At 51.9% G+C, this 16,487-nt stretch carries 12 protein-coding genes; all 12 read left to right on the top strand.

Going from position 1 to position 16,487, the window contains the following annotated elements; all coding sequences use genetic code 11:
• Nucleotides 1–196: 196 nt before the first annotated feature.
• The 12 genes from HMPREF3164_RS05600 to murC all read left to right on the top strand — a co-directional run bounded on the left by HMPREF3164_RS05600 (nt 197) and on the right by murC (nt 16,485).
• The gene (locus tag HMPREF3164_RS05600) at nt 197–616 is read left to right on the top strand and encodes a DUF3040 domain-containing protein (RefSeq protein WP_004004380.1); all 420 of its coding nucleotides are present in this window, start codon (nt 197–199) and stop codon (nt 614–616) included.
• A gap of 246 nt (nt 617–862) precedes the next feature.
• Nucleotides 863–1,294 (top strand): division/cell wall cluster transcriptional repressor MraZ, encoded by a 432-nt coding sequence (gene mraZ, locus HMPREF3164_RS05605; RefSeq protein ID WP_004004381.1) that lies wholly within the window; start codon nt 863–865, stop codon nt 1,292–1,294.
• Nucleotides 1,295–1,380: 86 nt separating this feature from the next.
• Nucleotides 1,381–2,460, top strand: a complete 1,080-nt coding sequence (rsmH, locus tag HMPREF3164_RS05610; RefSeq protein WP_256387502.1) for a 16S rRNA (cytosine(1402)-N(4))-methyltransferase RsmH — start codon at nt 1,381–1,383, stop codon at nt 2,458–2,460.
• Nucleotides 2,461–2,543: 83 nt separating this feature from the next.
• Nucleotides 2,544–3,521 carry a cell division protein FtsL gene (locus HMPREF3164_RS05615; protein ID WP_135007633.1) on the top strand — a complete coding sequence of 326 codons (978 nt, stop codon included), beginning with the start codon at nt 2,544–2,546 and terminating at the stop codon, nt 3,519–3,521.
• A 50-nt stretch (nt 3,522–3,571) separates the two neighbouring features.
• The gene (locus tag HMPREF3164_RS05620) at nt 3,572–5,419 is read left to right on the top strand and encodes a peptidoglycan D,D-transpeptidase FtsI family protein (protein ID WP_070449479.1); all 1,848 of its coding nucleotides are present in this window, start codon (nt 3,572–3,574) and stop codon (nt 5,417–5,419) included.
• A gap of 127 nt (nt 5,420–5,546) precedes the next feature.
• Nucleotides 5,547–7,265 carry a Mur ligase family protein gene (locus HMPREF3164_RS05625; protein WP_070449481.1) on the top strand — a complete coding sequence of 573 codons (1,719 nt, stop codon included), beginning with the start codon at nt 5,547–5,549 and terminating at the stop codon, nt 7,263–7,265.
• Between the two features lie 9 nt (nt 7,266–7,274).
• On the top strand, nt 7,275–8,882 hold the full coding sequence (gene murF / locus HMPREF3164_RS05630) for a UDP-N-acetylmuramoyl-tripeptide--D-alanyl-D-alanine ligase (RefSeq protein WP_048751967.1): 1,608 nt from the start codon (nt 7,275–7,277) through the stop codon (nt 8,880–8,882).
• Between the two features lie 2 nt (nt 8,883–8,884).
• Nucleotides 8,885–10,090, top strand: coding sequence for a phospho-N-acetylmuramoyl-pentapeptide-transferase (mraY, locus tag HMPREF3164_RS05635; protein WP_048751965.1), 1,206 nt, complete (start codon nt 8,885–8,887; stop codon nt 10,088–10,090).
• Nucleotides 10,090–11,691 (top strand): UDP-N-acetylmuramoyl-L-alanine--D-glutamate ligase, encoded by a 1,602-nt coding sequence (murD, locus tag HMPREF3164_RS05640; protein ID WP_070449483.1) that lies wholly within the window; start codon nt 10,090–10,092, stop codon nt 11,689–11,691. The genes mraY and murD overlap by 1 nt, the downstream gene beginning before the upstream one ends.
• A 102-nt stretch (nt 11,692–11,793) precedes the next feature.
• Nucleotides 11,794–13,770 carry an FtsW/RodA/SpoVE family cell cycle protein gene (locus HMPREF3164_RS05645; protein ID WP_070449486.1) on the top strand — a complete coding sequence of 659 codons (1,977 nt, stop codon included), beginning with the start codon at nt 11,794–11,796 and terminating at the stop codon, nt 13,768–13,770.
• A 135-nt stretch (nt 13,771–13,905) separates the two neighbouring features.
• A complete protein-coding gene (gene murG, locus HMPREF3164_RS05650) occupies nt 13,906–15,000 on the top strand; it encodes an undecaprenyldiphospho-muramoylpentapeptide beta-N-acetylglucosaminyltransferase (RefSeq protein ID WP_048751959.1) in 1,095 nt (364 codons plus the stop codon).
• Nucleotides 15,001–16,485: a UDP-N-acetylmuramate--L-alanine ligase gene (murC, locus tag HMPREF3164_RS05655; RefSeq protein ID WP_070449488.1), complete on the top strand. Its 1,485-nt coding sequence runs from the start codon at nt 15,001–15,003 to the stop codon at nt 16,483–16,485.
• The last annotated feature ends 2 nt before the right edge of the window (nt 16,486–16,487 follow it).

Raw genomic sequence — 16,487 nt, forward strand, 5'->3', positions numbered from 1 at the left:
AAAATCTGTCCTGAGGTGAATCTTCCCATAAAGAGTGTAAACAAGACCATATTTGGTTAGAGAAGAAAATTTTCACGCGAGCGAGCGGTAGGTATCTTAAAAAAGGATTGCGGGGTAGTATAAAAGCAACGGAGTGTTGTAGGTTTAGGATAGACGAATAAGCACTCATGTCACCGGTTCGTTCAAGGAGAATGAAATGGCACTTTCTGAGCGTGAACAGAAGGTTCTCGACCAGCTCGAAGAACTGATGAGCGCTGAGGATCCACATTTTGCGTCATCAATGTCATCAACGGGTAATACAGCTCCCGTATTTAGTGCCCGACACATGGCTCTCGGCATTTTAGGCGTGTTAGCTGGGTTGGGTATTATTATCGGTGCCGTTGCCTCAAAGATGATATGGCTGGGCATTATTGGATTTATTATTGCTGCCGGTGGTGTTTATTTGGCGACAACAAGTAAGAAGACTCCGGTGGATTCGTTCTTAGGAGACAAGGCGCAGGGAGCAACCCAAGCTCGCCAGGAAGGTGCGGGTTCTTCTGAAAAATCTACAAAGCAGTCGAAGTTCATGTCTCGCCTCGAAGAGCGTTGGGACGATCGTAACCGTGGTGAAAACTAACTTTTGATGATTTAAATTTTACTAATAAGTTTAAAGAAACGTCCGAGAGGGCGAGTGGTTTTTGATAAACCACTCGCCCTCTTTGGCGCTTAAAACTAAGGAAAAGCTGTGTTCTTTCTGAGAAAAATCCTCATGAGGTAGGAATAGTGGAGCAAAATGGAGTAAAGTGGAGGGGAAGATAGTTTCAGGGGTAGACATGCCTAATTGGAGTCGCGGGTATTCCGCTTGTCAGGAAAGGGGTGCCGCATGTTTCTTGGAACATATACACCCCGCCTGGACACCAAGGGGCGCATCATCCTGCCAGCGAAATTTCGCGATGAGCTATCAGCTGGTCTCGTGCTAACACGCGGTCAGGAACGCTGCCTATACGTGTTTCCTGTCGCCGAGTTTGAGCGTATCCACGAAACAATGCGAAGCTCTCCGCTTCCTGGGCGGCAAGCACGTGACTTTATGCGCATGTTCCTTTCGGGAGCTTCTGATGAGGTGCCTGATAAGCAGGGACGTGTAACGATCCCGCCTGTGCTGCGTGAGTATGCAGGTCTGTCGCAAGAGCTGACTGTGATTGGTTCAGGAAGCCGTGCGGAAATCTGGGACTCCAAAGCATGGGAAGAATATATGGCACAGACAGAAGCAGAATTTGCGTCGTTGGACGAAGATCCTTTCGCCCCGATTCTGTAATGACTATGTCACCACACAGTTTTGTTGCCCCAAACGTAACCTGTGATCCGCTGTGAACGACCGCTAGAGCTATGGGAAGGAGCATCATGATCGCCGAGTCTCACTCACTTACCGGCGTGGTTACCCCAACGCACGATGTTTCGACATCCCCCAATGCTGTATCTGGCGACCCTGGATATCGGGAAGGGCTTTTGGGGCAGCTTTCACAACGACAGGCACAGGAACGCCATGTTCCGGTTATGCTCGATCGTTGCCTGGAGCTGTTGGAACCCGCTATTTCGCGCCAGGATGCGGTTGTCATTGACGGGACTTTGGGTATGGGGGGTCATACAGAAGCAATGCTTGAAAGGTTCTCCAACCTAACGGTTATCGGCATAGACCGTGATGCACAGGCGCATGCTATTGCTGCCGAACGTCTGGCACGTTTTGGAGATCGCTTCGTGCCTGTGCACACCGTATATGACCATATAGAAGATGCGATGTCCGCGGCGGGAGTCACCTCTATAGATGGCGTTCTTCTGGATCTAGGCGTGTCTTCGATGCAGCTGGACGAACGTTCTCGTGGGTTCGCGTATTCCTATGATGCACCTTTGGACATGCGCATGAACGGTGATGATGAGCTAACTGCCCGCATCGTTGTCAATGAGTACAGCGAGAATCAGCTGCGTCGCATCATCAAAAACTGGGGTGAAGAGAAATTCGCTGCCCGTATTGCCCAGCATATTGTGGAACAGCGAAAGCACACACCCTTCACCACGACTGGGGAACTGGTAGCTGCCATTCAGACGGCTGTACCCGCTGCAGCACAGCGCAAGGGCAGTCATCCGGCTAAGAGAACTTTCCAGGCTCTGCGCATCGAGGTTAATCATGAGCTAGAAGCTCTTGAACGGGCGGTTCCAGCGGCTTTGGATGCTCTGAGACTCGGCGGTCGTTTTGTCGCTATGAGCTATCACAGCCTTGAAGACAAAATCGTCAAACGTGCTTTGACCGAGGCTGCTACGTCGAAGGCCCCTAAAGGCTTTCCTGTGGAGCTCGACGAACATCAGCCGACGATAAGAGTTATCACCCGCGGTGCAGAGCCGCCTACAGAGGCTGAAATCGCCGAAAACCCGCGTGCAGCAAGCGCTAAACTGCGTGCCGGAGAAAAAATCAAAGTATCCAGCTGAATCTCTAAGACAGCTTAATTTAACTCTCCCGGCACATCTACCTAATTGGCATAACAACAGATACAGACTTGAAAGAGCAGGATATGACCCCTCCGCAACACTCTCCGAGCGTTACCACTCCCGAAGCGCCGACTGTAACCGGCGTAGAGGAGACGCCCCGCACTGCCAATCGGCGCAGGGGAACTCGGAACGCTAATTTGCGTATTATCCCTGAGCATAAACCTGCTCAAAAACACCCAACGCGCCGGGGTGTACCGGGGCGGAATAAACCTGCGTCAAATGTGAAAAGCCGTGTTTCTCAAATCCAGGTTCCACGTACTTCTGTAACTTCTGATACGCACGCTCGAATTGCTCATCGTGCGCAGAACCGGTTGTCGGAACATGTAACCGCATACGCTGGTCCGCGCACTGGCGGTGCTCAGCATCCGCGTACTATCGGATACCCGGCGAAATCTGCATACCCAGCTCGTTCGATTGCGGCTAAGAGCTCACGAGTAAAAGCTCAGGCTCGGGAGACTCGTCGTGTACCGCTTGCCCTGTCACTGGTACGTCCGCGAAGCTGGAGTCCTGTGGCGTTGGTGGGTGTATTTGTTGCTATCCCGTTGACCTTGGTCTTTATCTTGATGCTCAATATCTTGATCGCAACCCGTCAATACGACCTTGTGGACTTGCGTACCCAAGAGCAAACACTGACCCAAGAGAACCAAGCCCTGCAACAAGAAATTGGGTACCAACAGGCCCCGCAAAACTTGGCGAACCGTGCAAGCTCACTGGGTATGCATGCGACGGATATTCCGGCAACTTTGGATATCAACAGCGGGCAGATTAACGGCACGGCTACTCCTGTAGCGAAGCCTAAAGATGATGCCCCGGGCGCTCGCAACCTCGTGGATGCCCCCGCCGTTCCCAGTCAGGGGAGCCGCGCTTCGACATCTGCAACACCGAGTGCAGCACCGTCTGCATCGGCAGATAAACAGCAGCCGGCTTCGAGTGCGTCTGCTTCATCGTCAGCGTCTGCAAAACCCTCGGCATCCACTAACCCTTCAGCATCTCAACGATAGTATATTGGTGGAGACTGGAACGAACTGTTTAAGAGTTTGAAAGGACACCTTTGAGCTTTCATGAGAATGCGCCCGTGCCGCCCGAGCCTCAACAGCTTGGGCGTCGCGGGTTTGTAGTGGGTGCTTTGGCCACTGGCGGCTTGGCAGCCGTGGGTGCACGGCTTCTCTATCTACAGGGGTTTGATCCACAGCATACTGCCGAGAAATCGCGTGAGAAACGCATGCGCTCTCAGACTGTTCCAGCGGTTCGAGGTCAGATTCTCGATATTAACGGAGTGGTGCTTGCTCGAAGCGTGCAGCGGTACAACATCATTGCGGATCAGACTATTGTTGCTTCGTATAAGCGCTACGATAATGACCGCGATACTAAGAGTGAAATTACTCCAGAACAGTTGGTGTATGAGCTAACCGACATTCTGCATACCGTTGACCCTACGATTACAGACGAGTTTATCAAGTCTAAGCTTGACGGAGACTCAAAATATGCCGTCGTGAAATCAAATGTCACCCCTGAGATATTTCGCCGTATTGATGCTCTAGGAGCCCCGTTCCTTTATGGGGAAGCCATCTCTGAGCGCCTGTACCCAAACGGACCCGTGGGCGGCTCTGTTGTGGGCCGTTACCGCATTGTTGATGAGGCAACCGGTAACGAGAACGAGACGATCAAGAAGAATTTATCTGTAGGTATTGAGCGCGTCTTTGAAAAAGATCTTGCGGGCGTGGACGGTCAGCGTACCTACGAAATTAGTGCCGATGGTGTGCGTATTCCTGTTACTAAAGAAGAGGCGACCGATGTAGAAAATGGGAAGAACGTACGTTTGACCATTAACCAGGACATCCAGTATTTCGCGCAGCAGATTGTCAAAGCGCGTGTGGACGAGCTCAAAGTGGAATGGGGCACCGTTATCGTTATGGATGTGCGGGATGCCTCGATTTTGGCAATGGCCGATTCTACGATGATGGATCCCGGCGCTGAGAAAGTTAAGAACGAGCAGGATACAAGCCCACGCGCTATTTCCCAGGTTGTTGAGCCTGGCTCGACTGAGAAGATTCTGACTGCATCAGCTTTGATCGAAAGCGGCATTACGACCCCTACCTCGGCGTATGACGTTCCGGAACGTTTGGTGATCAACGGGCAAACATTCACGGACGCTTTTGACCACCCCGCACAGCGCCGAACTTTTTCCGGTATTATTACCGACTCGATGAATACCGGAACGGTACTTGTCGGGCAGAAACTCCCTAAGGAAGACCGCTATAACTGGCTCAAAAAATACGGTATGGGGGATTATACGGGTATTGAGCTGACTGGCGAACAGCAGGGGTTAGTAACTGATTGGCATGAGTGGGACGGTCGTCAGGAATACACAGTTTTCTTCGGGCAGGGTATTGCCCAGACCCCTCTACAAACCGCCATGATTTTTCAGGCACTCGGTAATAACGGTGTGAAACTTAAACCGCGCATCGTTGACGCTTTGATTGATGCCGATGGTACGGTGCATAAACGCGATGTGGAACCCGGCACCAGGATGGTGAGCGAAAAAACTGCTGAACAATGTCGAGAACTAATGGAGAATGTTGTACTTCAAAGCCATGCGAAAACGGCCACGGTCGAAGGGTACCGAGTCGGCGGTAAGACGGGTACAGCTGAAGCTCCCAGCGATAAAGGCGGATATGACGGATACACCACATCCTTTATAGGGCTTGCGCCTATAGACAACCCGCAGTTTCTCGTAAGCGTTACTCTGCAGCGCCCTCAGGGCGATGTGCGTAGTGTGGGAGCAACAAGCCAGTTCTCACAGATTATGGAGAAAGTACTGCACACGTATAATGTGCCTAAATCCACCACAGATCCAGTAAAAATTCCTATTTTTGCGGATGGAAAATCTAACGGGTAAGTCACATGCAGTCACCCGACTGTGCAGAACTTATTACAATAGGAACGTACCTTGGCGTTGATCGAGGACGATAACAATAAAAATCTCGGCGGCAAGAAATGCGTATGACCGTCAGGAAAGAAGGATAATGGACAGCGAAACGCGCTTGGCTCAAGACGCTCGTCGCACCCCGCACTTGGGCGGCGATGCGCAGAGTCTGCGACCTCAGAATTCACGAGGGAGCACGGTTACTGAGCTCGTGGAGCATCTAGAGGCCTTAGGCGCGCATCCTGTTCTAGAACATCAAGGCTCTGAAGAAGATGTGCGAGGGATCAGCATGGATTCTCGCGCGGTTCGTCCTGCAGACCTATATGTTGCTCTTCCAGGCGCGAAAGCTCATGGTGCACAATTCGCGCAAAAAGTGCTGGAGGCCCAGGCTCACGCTATCCTCACGGATACTGCAGGCGTTCGGATGATTCGGGAGGCAAATCTTTCTTTAGATAGGTGCTCCCTGCTGGTCTGTGACTCTTTACGTCCTGTTATAGGATCACTCGCCGCTTTGATCTATGGGTCACAAGATCACAAGGATCTGAATCGCTACGCTGTCACAGGAACCAATGGAAAAACGACGACTACCTACATGCTGGAGTCGGTATTCCGAACTGCTCTCAAGGCTAAGACCGGTCTTATCGGTACTATCCAAATTCTTGTTGATGGTGTGAGCGTTCCTTCAGCTCTAACCACCCCAGAGTCTGTTCACGTTCATTCGCTCCTTGCGATTATGGGGGAGTGCGGTGTGTCTCATGCAGCAATGGAAGTTTCCTCGCATGCTATCGACTATCACCGTGTGGATGGTGTAGTTTATAAGGTCTCTGGGTTTACAAACCTCACCCAGGATCATTTAGATTTGCACGGCACCATGCAGAATTATTTTGATTCTAAAGCACAGCTTTTTACGCCCGAGCGGACTGAGCGCGCTGTCATCACTGCCGATGACGAGTGGGGCGAGAAGATGCTTCGCCACGCCCAGATTCAGCTGGGGACCGGTAATGCTGTTCGGCTTGTTACTGAGCACGGCGTGGGTCTAGCCGAGGTCCCGGCTGAGTTCGGTCCGCTCGATTGGGCGGTAACCAACGTTGAACGTGATGGTTTAGGGCATCGTTTTACGTTGGCTAACGGCGCGGGAGACACTATTCCCTGTTGTACCCATCTTCCGGCAGATTTCAATGTCTCAAACGCCGCGCTCGCCGCGCTGATGGTATATATTGGTGCTTCTGAGGAAGAACGCATTATCCTACGACCTGCCCTAGCTGATGGCACGGCACTAACCCCTATAGTGCCCGGGCGTATGCAGCTGATTTCTCTGGCACCGCATACTATTGTCGATTTTGCCCACAACCCTGACGGGCTCACTCGGGCGCTTGAAGCCATGGACCGACCAGGTGGTGGGCGAGTCATTATTGTTTTCGGGGCAACAGGCGAACGCGATCATCTCAAACGTCCCCTAATGGGAGAAATTGCTGCACAGCACGCCGATATTGTGATTGTGACCGATGACGATCCGCACGGTGAAGATCCCGCCCCAATTCGTGAGGCTGTTGTTGCCGGGGCTGAACGAGCTAATGCCGAAGGTGCGCGAGCATCCCAAATCCTTAATCTTGCTCCGCGAGAAGTGGCGATTGCTCGGGCAATTGAACTCGCAGATGCGAGAGATGCTATTCTTATCGCCGGTCGTGGACATGAAACGGCACAGGATGTTGCCGGTACCGATGTGCAACTTGACGACCGCGTGGAGACCGCGAAAGCGCTTGTCTCCAACGACTTCGAAATTCTTCCGGATTATCGACGCATGCTTGAAGAAGCATAAGGAGCATAGATGATTAAGCTTTCCGCCGCCGAAATTATTACGGCAACAGGCGGCTCACCGCTCGGCTTAGCCGGGCGTGAGAGCGAGCTAGGTGCTACCTTCACGACCACCGATTCGCGTGAGGTTATACCAGGCACCCTATTTGTTGCTAAGCCAGGTGAGGTGACCGACGGACACAACTTCGTGTCGGGAGCCTTCGACAAAGGTGCTGTCTTAGCGCTTGTCGAACGCCCTGTTAAAGATGAGCGGGGTATTCTGTACCCCAGCATCCAGGTTGATGATGTGGTTCTCGCCATGGGTAAGATCGCACAGTACGCTGTTGAAAAGATGCGGTCTCTAGGCGATCTTACGGTTATTGGTATTACCGGTTCTGCGGGGAAGACCACCACAAAAGATTTATTAGCAGCGATCCTAAGTTCTCAGGGCGAAACTATAGCCCCTGTAGGTTCGTTCAACGGCGAAGTTGGCGTACCTTTGACTGTATTCCGTGCTGACGAAAGTACTCGCTACCTTGTGATTGAGATGGGTGCCGATCATGTGGGGAATATCGAATACCTGGCAAATATTGTGCACCCTGACCATGGTGTGATTCTTAAAGTTGGCACCGCACATGCTGGCGAGTTTGGCGGGGTCGACAACATCGAACGTACTAAAGGGGAGCTTGCCGAAGGTATTCGTACTGGCGGAACCTTGGTCCTCAATGCCGATGATGAGCGTGTTGCACGCATGTCAGCTCGTGCAAGTGGGCCGGTAACCTACTTTGGGGTGGGGGAGAAACCGCAGTACGAACGCTATACTGCCGCTTTGGGGCTGCATACTAATGATGCTGGTTGTCCGGAATTTACTCTTCGCCTTCCCGACGCCAGCGAATATGATATTTCCTCCAAACTCATTGGTGAGCATCATGTATGCAATATTCTGGCGGCTGCTACAGTAGCCTATAACGCTGGTGTTCCTGGAGACGCTATTGCGCATGCCCTCAATAACACCGGGGCGCTGTCTAAATGGAGGATGGCTCGCACAGACCGCGCAGACGGCGTGACTGTCATCAACGATGCGTATAATGCTAATCCCGAGTCAATGACAGCCGCTTTACGCACTTTGGCCCAACTGGGACGAGGCGCGAAGCCACGACGGACATGGGCAGTTTTGGGGGCCATGCTCGAACTGGGCGAGGCCTCTTTGGAGGAGCACGATCGACTCGGTCGTCTGGTGGTACGCATGAATATATCAAAGCTTATTGCGGTTGGGAATGAGGCGAAACCAGCCTACAACGCCGCGCATCTTGAAGGTTCATGGGGTAACGAAGCTACCTGGGTAGAGACACCGCAAGAAGCACTAAATATTTTGCGTGCAGAATTACGTTCTGGCGATATTGTGCTGTTTAAATCTTCAAATGGCGCTAAACTAGGTTCTTTGGGCGATGAGGTTGCCTTCTGCACCGAAACCTTTGGCGAGGCTCAAGAACAGGCTCCAGCTTGGCTGAGTGCTGGCGATTTTGTTGAGGTGACGGATTTAACGGGCGCCGCTCTGAGCACGGTATCAACTGGTAGTTCTGCAGCGCAAACCTCGACAACCGCCCTAGACCGTAGCCATCTTCACGAAGGAACACATTAACCATGATTACTGTGCTTATTGCTGGAATCCTAGGGTTTATTATCTCCTTCTCAGCAATACCGCTCTTCATCAAGCAGATGCAGAAGCTCAAGTTGGGGCAGCTGATTCGTGAAGAAGGCCCCGCCGCGCATCAGCATAAGGCGGGGACGCCCACGATGGCAGGTCTTATTTTTATCCCAGCCGCCGTTGTTGCCTACTTGCTTGCGTTGCTGATTAACGCTGCGGTTTTTGGAACCTCGCCGGTTCCTAGTGCGACGGCTTTATTGACCCTCGGGTTTACACTAGGAATGCTCGGAGTCGGTGCCGCCGACGATATTATGAAGTTCCGCAACCAGGGGAACGAAGGACTTACCGAGAACCAGAAGACTATTGGTCTGCTGGCGGTGACTCTTCCTTTTGCGTATTTGGTGTTTCAATTTCCTAATGCGGCGGGAGTGACCCCCGCCTCAACGGCGATTTCGTTTGTGCGTGATCTTCCGTTCGACTTCATGGCTGCAGGGGCTATAGGCGGTACTATCCTCATGATTTTGTGGATCACCCTGATTTCCCTTTCGGGCACTAACGCCGTGAATTTCACTGATGGTCTCGATGGTCTTGCGGGTGGTGCAACAATGACTATCTTTACCGGGTACCTTGCTATGACGGTCTGGCAATATGTTCATGCCTGCACTGGTGGGGCAGGCAACGCGTGCTACGATGTGCGAGATCCAGGCTCACTAGCGCTTATTGCTGCCGCAGTTGTTGGTTCCCTCGCTGGGTTCCTCTGGTGGAACGTATCTAAGGCGCAGATCTTTATGGGTGATTCTGGCTCTCTTGCCTTGGGGGGCGCGCTGGTTTCCTTCGCTATCTTCACCCGTACCGAGCTCCTGCTTCCCATTATCGCGCTTGTGCCGGTTCTGGAAGTGTTTTCGGTGATTGTGCAGAAAGTTGTCTTCAAAGTTAGCCGTAAACGTTCTGTATCTGTTGGCGATAAAATTCCTCATGCCTACCGTTTCTTCCGCATGACTCCTTTCCACCATCATCTTGAGAAAACCGGTGCAAACGGAAGATACTCCATAGATAAGAAGGGTCTTGTCCCCGGCTCTGTCAGCAGTGGTGAAGTGAACTCGGTATTCCGTCTGTGGATTGCAAATGCGCTTTGTGTGCTGGTTGCTCTTGCAATTTTCTTTGGAGATTGGTTCTCACAGACGTCTGGAGTGATTCACTAATGCCTGACGCTAAGAACTCGCAGCGGGCCTCCAAGTATCAGGCACAGCGTGCCCAATATGCAGATGCTATCGCCGTCAATCCAGTCGTCAATAATCCTCGGCTTGCTGAGCTCACTACCTGGGACGGGCCTTGGGCGGGGCTGAAGGTTGTCGTGATAGGCCTCGGTACCAGCGGCGATGCTGCAGTGGATGTGCTGGCCCAGAAGGGGGCCCACATTACCGCTATTGATGCGCAAGATACGCAGGAAAAGCGAGAGCGCATCCGAATTTACCAAGAAGCCTATGGAAACGTGGCGGGTTTATTTGGTGAGGAATACATGGAATGTGTGCCTCGTGTCGATGATCAAGACCCGGATGTTATCGTGACTTCGCCAGGAATCCGTCCAGATAGCCTGGTTATGCTTGATGCTTATGAACGGGGTATCCAAATTTGGAGTGAAATCGAACTGGCATGGCGTCTGAATCAACGTCAAGGTCGGGTTACTCCAAAGTGGCTGTGCCTGACGGGAACCAATGGGAAAACTACGACCGTGGGCATGGTCGATTCGATTCTTAAAGCAGCCGGTAAAAAATCTCTGCAGGTTGGGAACGTGGGCATGCCAGCAGTCTACGCTGTTGCCGACGATGAACCCTATGAATTTTTTGCGGTAGAGCTTTCGAGCTTTCAGCTGCATTGGACTTCTTCACTGTCGCCATACGCTTCCGTGGTGCTTAACGTAGCGGAAGATCACGTTGATTGGCACGGTTCCTTTGAGGCTTACAAGGCCGATAAAGCACGTGTGTACGAAAATACTCAGGCAGCGTGTATCTTCAATACCGATCATGCTGATACTTTGCGTATGGTTGAAGAAGCAGATGTTATAGAAGGTGCCCGTGCCATCGGTATTAGCTCAACCGATATCCCCTCAGTCTCCATGTTGGGCTTGGCGGAAAACATTATTGTTGACCGTGCGTTTTTGAAGAATCGATACAGCGAGGCACTTGAGCTTGGTGTTCTTGAAGATTTAGCGCCCGTTCCCGGTCAAGCTCCCGCACAGCACACCGTGGAGAATGCGCTAGCCGCTGCCGCATTATGTCGTGCTGCAAATATTGCTCCTGAGGCTGTGCGGGATGGACTGCGTTCTTATAAGCCTGGTGCGCATCGTAATCAGACGGTGCTGTACCGCGATGGAATCCAGTGGGTCAACGATTCTAAGGCTACTAACCCACACGCCGCTAACGCTTCAATGAGCGCTTATCCTTCGCTGATTTGGATTGCTGGAGGTCTTTCTAAAGGGGTGGAGTATGATGATCTTATAGCTCAGCATGCTTCACGTTTGAAAGCAGTATTAATCATTGGCACTGATACGGCGGGACTTAAAACATCTTTGGCGAAGTATGCAAGCCATGTTCCTACCTATAATATGACGGCTTCGGCGGATGATCCCTCTGACGGGGTTAATGTTATGGAAGCTGCCGTAGTCAAAGCAGAAGAGCTAGCCGCTGAGGGTGATACAGTACTCATGGCGCCTGCCGCTGCTTCGATGGACCAATTTAACAATTATGCCGTTCGTGGCAACGTTTTTGTGGATGCGGTCAAATCTCATATTGTCGGTAACTGAAGGCATATTGATTGCTCTGAAACGATAAACGCCGTGTAGACTTTTCTGCTGTAGGAAAAATCTATTGAGTTTGTCGTGTTAAGACACAGAAGAGGAGAGCGCATGAGTAATGCACCCGGTCAGACTCACTCGTCGGCCCGTGGAGGCGTAAGTCATGCACAGCGCCAGGGGAGGAACGGCTCAACGAGGCTCGGTTCTTTTCTGCATAACGCTATCTCGTCTCTTTATAAGCGTTCCGCATCGCGTGATTTAGCGGATGTGCCGCGACTGATTCTTTTAGTATGCGCTGGTCTCACAGTTTTTGGCGTGATCATGGTACTGTCTGCATCATCTGTGAGCATGATTTCACAGGGAATGTCCCCTTTCTCACAGGTAACCCGTCAGGTAATGTTTGCCGCTCTAGGCGCCGCTGCATTAGGGGCTATAGCAGTATTGAAAGTACAGCGGTACCGCAAAATGTGGGTCGTTAATATCCTCTTAACCCTGGCGATTCTTGCCCAGATTGCCGTTCTTGCTATTGGTACCGATATTAATGGCAACCGTAACTGGATTAGGTTCAGCGGCATTCAGATTCAGCCTTCGGAGTTTTCTAAACTTGCTATTGTGCTGTGGATGGCGATGGTCATGACTCGGCAGGGCAGTAAACTCAAAGAGAAGACATCTCGTGCAATTTTTCCCGCACTTTTTGGACTCTTGCCCTTGATGCTGCTTATTCTGGCCGGTAAAGATCTCGGTACCGTGATTGTCTATGCCTTTATCTTCTTGGGCATGGTATATATTGCGGGCGCAAACCGTAAGACTATGGTGTGGCTTTCGATTATTCTGATCGTGGGTGCCGTAGCGGGGTCAATTTCGAGTTCAAACCGTCGTGAACGACTGATGAGTGTTTTCGGCGTGTGCACCGGTTCTGTCTGTGATCAATCTCAGGCTGGCGGGGTCGCCTTGGCAACCGGTGGGTTCTGGGGCGTTGGGCTAGGACAATCCCGTCAGAAGTATAACTATTTACCCGAAGCACATAACGATTACATTTTCGCCATTATCGGCGAGGAACTGGGGCTTCTGGGTACGCTTACCGTGGTGCTTTTGTACCTGGGCCTGATCTATTGCGCATTACGCATTATCGCCCGAACAGCAGACCCGTTTATTCGTATTGCAACGGGCGGTATTATTGCATGGATTTCCACCCAAGCTATCGTGAATATGGCGATGGTCTCCGGTATTTTGCCTGTGATCGGTGTGCCGCTTCCCTTTATCTCATACGGCGGTTCATCGTTGATTTCATCGATGCTGGCTGCGGGGATGCTTTATGCTTTTGCACGTCAAACTCCACTTGTAGGCGGGCCTATACCGGCCGCCGATTTAACGAAGCAGACACCTCGCGAAGTGCGACGCGCTAATGAAGACTGGAAGCGACGACTGCCTCTTCAAGCTATCGTTGAAGATGAGCGGCTTCAACTGCAAGAAGCTGGTGGAGCCCTCGGTAAAGATTACTGGGGCGCTGGCTTACTGCGTAGAGTTAAGGAGCTGCCATCGTGGTTAGGCGTAACCCAGCGACAGCGTGAGCATACTCGCAAGACGTATGAGCAGCGCGCTCAAGCACGTGCCGATCGTGCTGCTGAGCGTCGCCGTAAGGCGGAGCATCAGGAAGCTCTCGCTCATGAAGAGCAGCGTATTCAGCGTGAACGGCAGCGACTTCGTGAGCAGCGGTTCCAAGAGGAACATCCAAATGGATTGCATACCCATGAACGGGTTCCCCAATTGCGCCGTAAGGGAGATGTGCAGCCTGCATCTCGTCCCTCGCAGGGCAGGCAACGGTCAACCCCTGCAGACCACGAAGATACAATTCCCCTGCAGAACCTGCAAAAGCGCACAAACGCCAATCGAGCGCGTCACCGCTCTTCGTCATCGGGACGTTTGCCAGCCGGGTTGCGACCTTTGCACCCTCAATCGGGCTCCCAAACATCTTCTTCAGGGCAGCCTTCTGCGGGAACCTCACGTCAGATACGTCGGCAGCAGCCTTCACAGAGTCAGCAGAACCCGCGAGGCCGTAAACCTGGCCAGGGTGGTTCACACTCATAGCCCCTGGAATAGGGAAAGGAGGAATACTAGACTCGGGACGTGGGTATATATCCGACTTATAATATTCTTTCAGTACGGGGTTGGCTCTGCTATGTCGTAAAATGAGGTGAATGTATTTGTTGGGAGTTATTATCTATGTCTAAGGCACCCTCTGTGGTCCTCGCTGGCGGCGGCACCGCTGGTCATATTAACCCGATGCTTGCTATAGCACGCGAAATCCGCCGGATCGAGCCGGAAGCTAATATTCTGACTCTTGGCACCGAGGATAAGATGGAAGCTCAATTAGTTCCTGAAGCTGGATTTGATATTGAGTTTATTCCGCGTGTAGCTTTCCCCCGAAGCCTATCGCTTAACGCATTAACCTTTTTACCAAGATTCGCAAAAGCGATTTCGCAAACCCGTAAAATTCTCAAAGATGCGAATGCAGATGTTGTAGTAGGCGTAGGCGGTTATGTGTGTCCGCCAGCATATCTTGCCGCTTTTTTCTCCCGCATTCCTGTTGTTATTCACGAGGCTAATGCAAAACCAGGTTTAGCAAATAAACTGGGTGGTCCTCTAGCGAAGTTTGTGGGTGTGGCTTTCTCCAACACCCCTTTCCCTCGCGCCAAACTTGTGGGTATGCCCATGAAAGATGAGATCGCGCATCTGAACCGTCGAGCGGCACGAGCACAGGCGAGGCATACTCTAGGTCTTGACCCCGATAAGCCCGTTCTGATCGTGACGGGCGGTTCCTTAGGCGCACAAAGCCTTAATAACGCCGTCGCTGAGAACATTACAAATTTTGAGGACTGGGGTTTTCAGGTTTTGCATATTACTGGTAAAGGCAAAGCTATTGTGGATGATTCAGGCGAGCCCGTTACAGCCCCAAATTATCGTCAGATTGAGTTTAGCCACGGCATGCAGGATGTTTATGCCGCCGCCGATCTTTTGATAGTCCGTGCTGGAGCCGCAACCGTAAGCGAAGTTGCTGCGGTGGGTGTACCCGCAATTTTTGTTCCGCTCCCGTTTGGTAATGGTGAACAAAGTCTCAATGCTCGTTCTCTGGTTATGGCAGAAGCTGCGCTTCTCATCGAAGATAAGAAAATGACCGGGGCGTGGTTTGCCCGTGAAATTCCATCGTTGATGGCTGATGCTCAGAAGTTAAAAGAAATGGGTCGTCGAGCATATAAATTGGGCATTCGTGATGCCGCACATGTTATGGCTGAGGCAACCCTGAAGGTGGTTAAATAAATGTCCGAACTGATGAACCTTAACATGGTGCTTCCTGAGCCCCTGAACCCGCCGTTTCCCGCGCGCGCATCCCTGCAGGAGTTGGGACGTGTGCATTTTGTAGGGATCGGCGGTGCCGGTATGAGTGCTATTGCAACGTTGATGCTGAAAGCTGGTATTCCCGTAAGCGGCTCTGACCGAGCAGAAACGGCGACTATTCAGGCTTTACGCGAAGCGGGTGCTCGTGTTTATACTCCCCAAGATGCTGCGAATATTCACGATATTGATACCGTTGTTATCTCAACGGCCATTCACGAAGATAACCCCGAACTGATTGCGGCTCGTGCTCAGAACCTTCGGGTATTGCACCGCTCTGAGGCTTTGGCTGCTGCTATGGGAGCATCACAGGTTGTAGCGGTTGCTGGCACGCATGGTAAGAGCACAACCAGTTCCATGATTGCCGTCATGCTGGATAAGTTAGGGTTTCACCCGTCTTTCGCGGTAGGAACAGTTATTGCGGGATACGGCAGCAACGCGCGATTGGGGGGCACTGGTGAAGGCTCTTGGTTTGTAGCAGAGGCAGACGAATCCGATGGCTCTTTTGTCCGCTATCGACCCGCAATCGCAGTGGTCACCAACGTCGAACCTGACCACTTGGATTTCTACGAAACTCCCGAACGCGTGTATGAGGCGTTTAACCGTTTTGTTGCCTCTATGACCCCCGGGGGCGTCTTGGTGACATGTTGGGATGATGAAGGCGCTCGTGCGCTTGCGGAACGTGCGCGCGATGCTGGGATTGAAGTGGTAACTTACGGTCAGTCTACTGAGGCTGATCTACGGGTTTCACGCATTACGAGCCACGGCTCGGAGTCTTCGGCAACACTGCGCTGGTCTTTCGAATGCGCGAGTAAGCATTACGAAGGCGAGCAGGATGCTCAGCTGCGTGTACCCGGTATTCACAATCAGTTGAACGCAGCGGCAGCTTTTATTACCGCTCTTCTCGCTGGAGCACAACCTGAGGACGCGGCCGCCGCGTTATACGGCTTCGTAGGAGCAGATCGACGTTTTACTCTGCGTGGTGACGTAGCGGGTATTAAAGTCTTTGACGATTATGCTCATCACCCAACAGAGGTATTCCGTGCGCTTGAGACCGGCCGCACGGTTGCCGATGGGCATAACCTCTATGTGGTTTTCCAGCCGCATCTGTTCTCACGTACCCAAGAATTTGCCGCCGATTTCGCGCAGGCTCTTTCGAAGGCTGATCGTTCGTATGTACTGGATATTTATCCTGCCCGGGAACTTCCGATTGAGGGAGTCACGAGTGAACTTATCACCGGTGCTGGATTCTCTGAGGTACATTATGCGTCGGATGCAGCTGCAGCCATTGAAGATATTGCTATGTGTGCTGTTCCAGGCGATATTATTATGACCGTTGGTGCAGGTGATGTTACCGCATTAGGAGAGCGTATTCTGCATGAGCTACATGCCCGTTACCCTAAGGAGTAATA

It is taken from the genome of Rothia sp. HMSC08A08 (genome assembly GCF_001808385.1).
GTDB lineage: Bacteria > Actinomycetota > Actinomycetes > Actinomycetales > Micrococcaceae > Rothia > Rothia dentocariosa.

Coding starts and splice junctions, on each gene's coding strand:
- HMPREF3164_RS05600 (WP_004004380.1), top strand. CDS start 197: ATGGCACTTTCTGAGCGTGAACAGAAGGTTCTCGACCAGCTCGAAGAA.
- mraZ (WP_004004381.1), top strand. CDS start 863: ATGTTTCTTGGAACATATACACCCCGCCTGGACACCAAGGGGCGCATC.
- rsmH (WP_256387502.1), top strand. CDS start 1,381: ATGATCGCCGAGTCTCACTCACTTACCGGCGTGGTTACCCCAACGCAC.
- HMPREF3164_RS05615 (WP_135007633.1), top strand. CDS start 2,544: ATGACCCCTCCGCAACACTCTCCGAGCGTTACCACTCCCGAAGCGCCG.
- HMPREF3164_RS05625 (WP_070449481.1), top strand. CDS start 5,547: ATGGACAGCGAAACGCGCTTGGCTCAAGACGCTCGTCGCACCCCGCAC.
- murF (WP_048751967.1), top strand. CDS start 7,275: ATGATTAAGCTTTCCGCCGCCGAAATTATTACGGCAACAGGCGGCTCA.
- mraY (WP_048751965.1), top strand. CDS start 8,885: ATGATTACTGTGCTTATTGCTGGAATCCTAGGGTTTATTATCTCCTTC.
- murD (WP_070449483.1), top strand. CDS start 10,090: ATGCCTGACGCTAAGAACTCGCAGCGGGCCTCCAAGTATCAGGCACAG.
- HMPREF3164_RS05645 (WP_070449486.1), top strand. CDS start 11,794: ATGAGTAATGCACCCGGTCAGACTCACTCGTCGGCCCGTGGAGGCGTA.
- murG (WP_048751959.1), top strand. CDS start 13,906: ATGTCTAAGGCACCCTCTGTGGTCCTCGCTGGCGGCGGCACCGCTGGT.
- murC (WP_070449488.1), top strand. CDS start 15,001: ATGTCCGAACTGATGAACCTTAACATGGTGCTTCCTGAGCCCCTGAAC.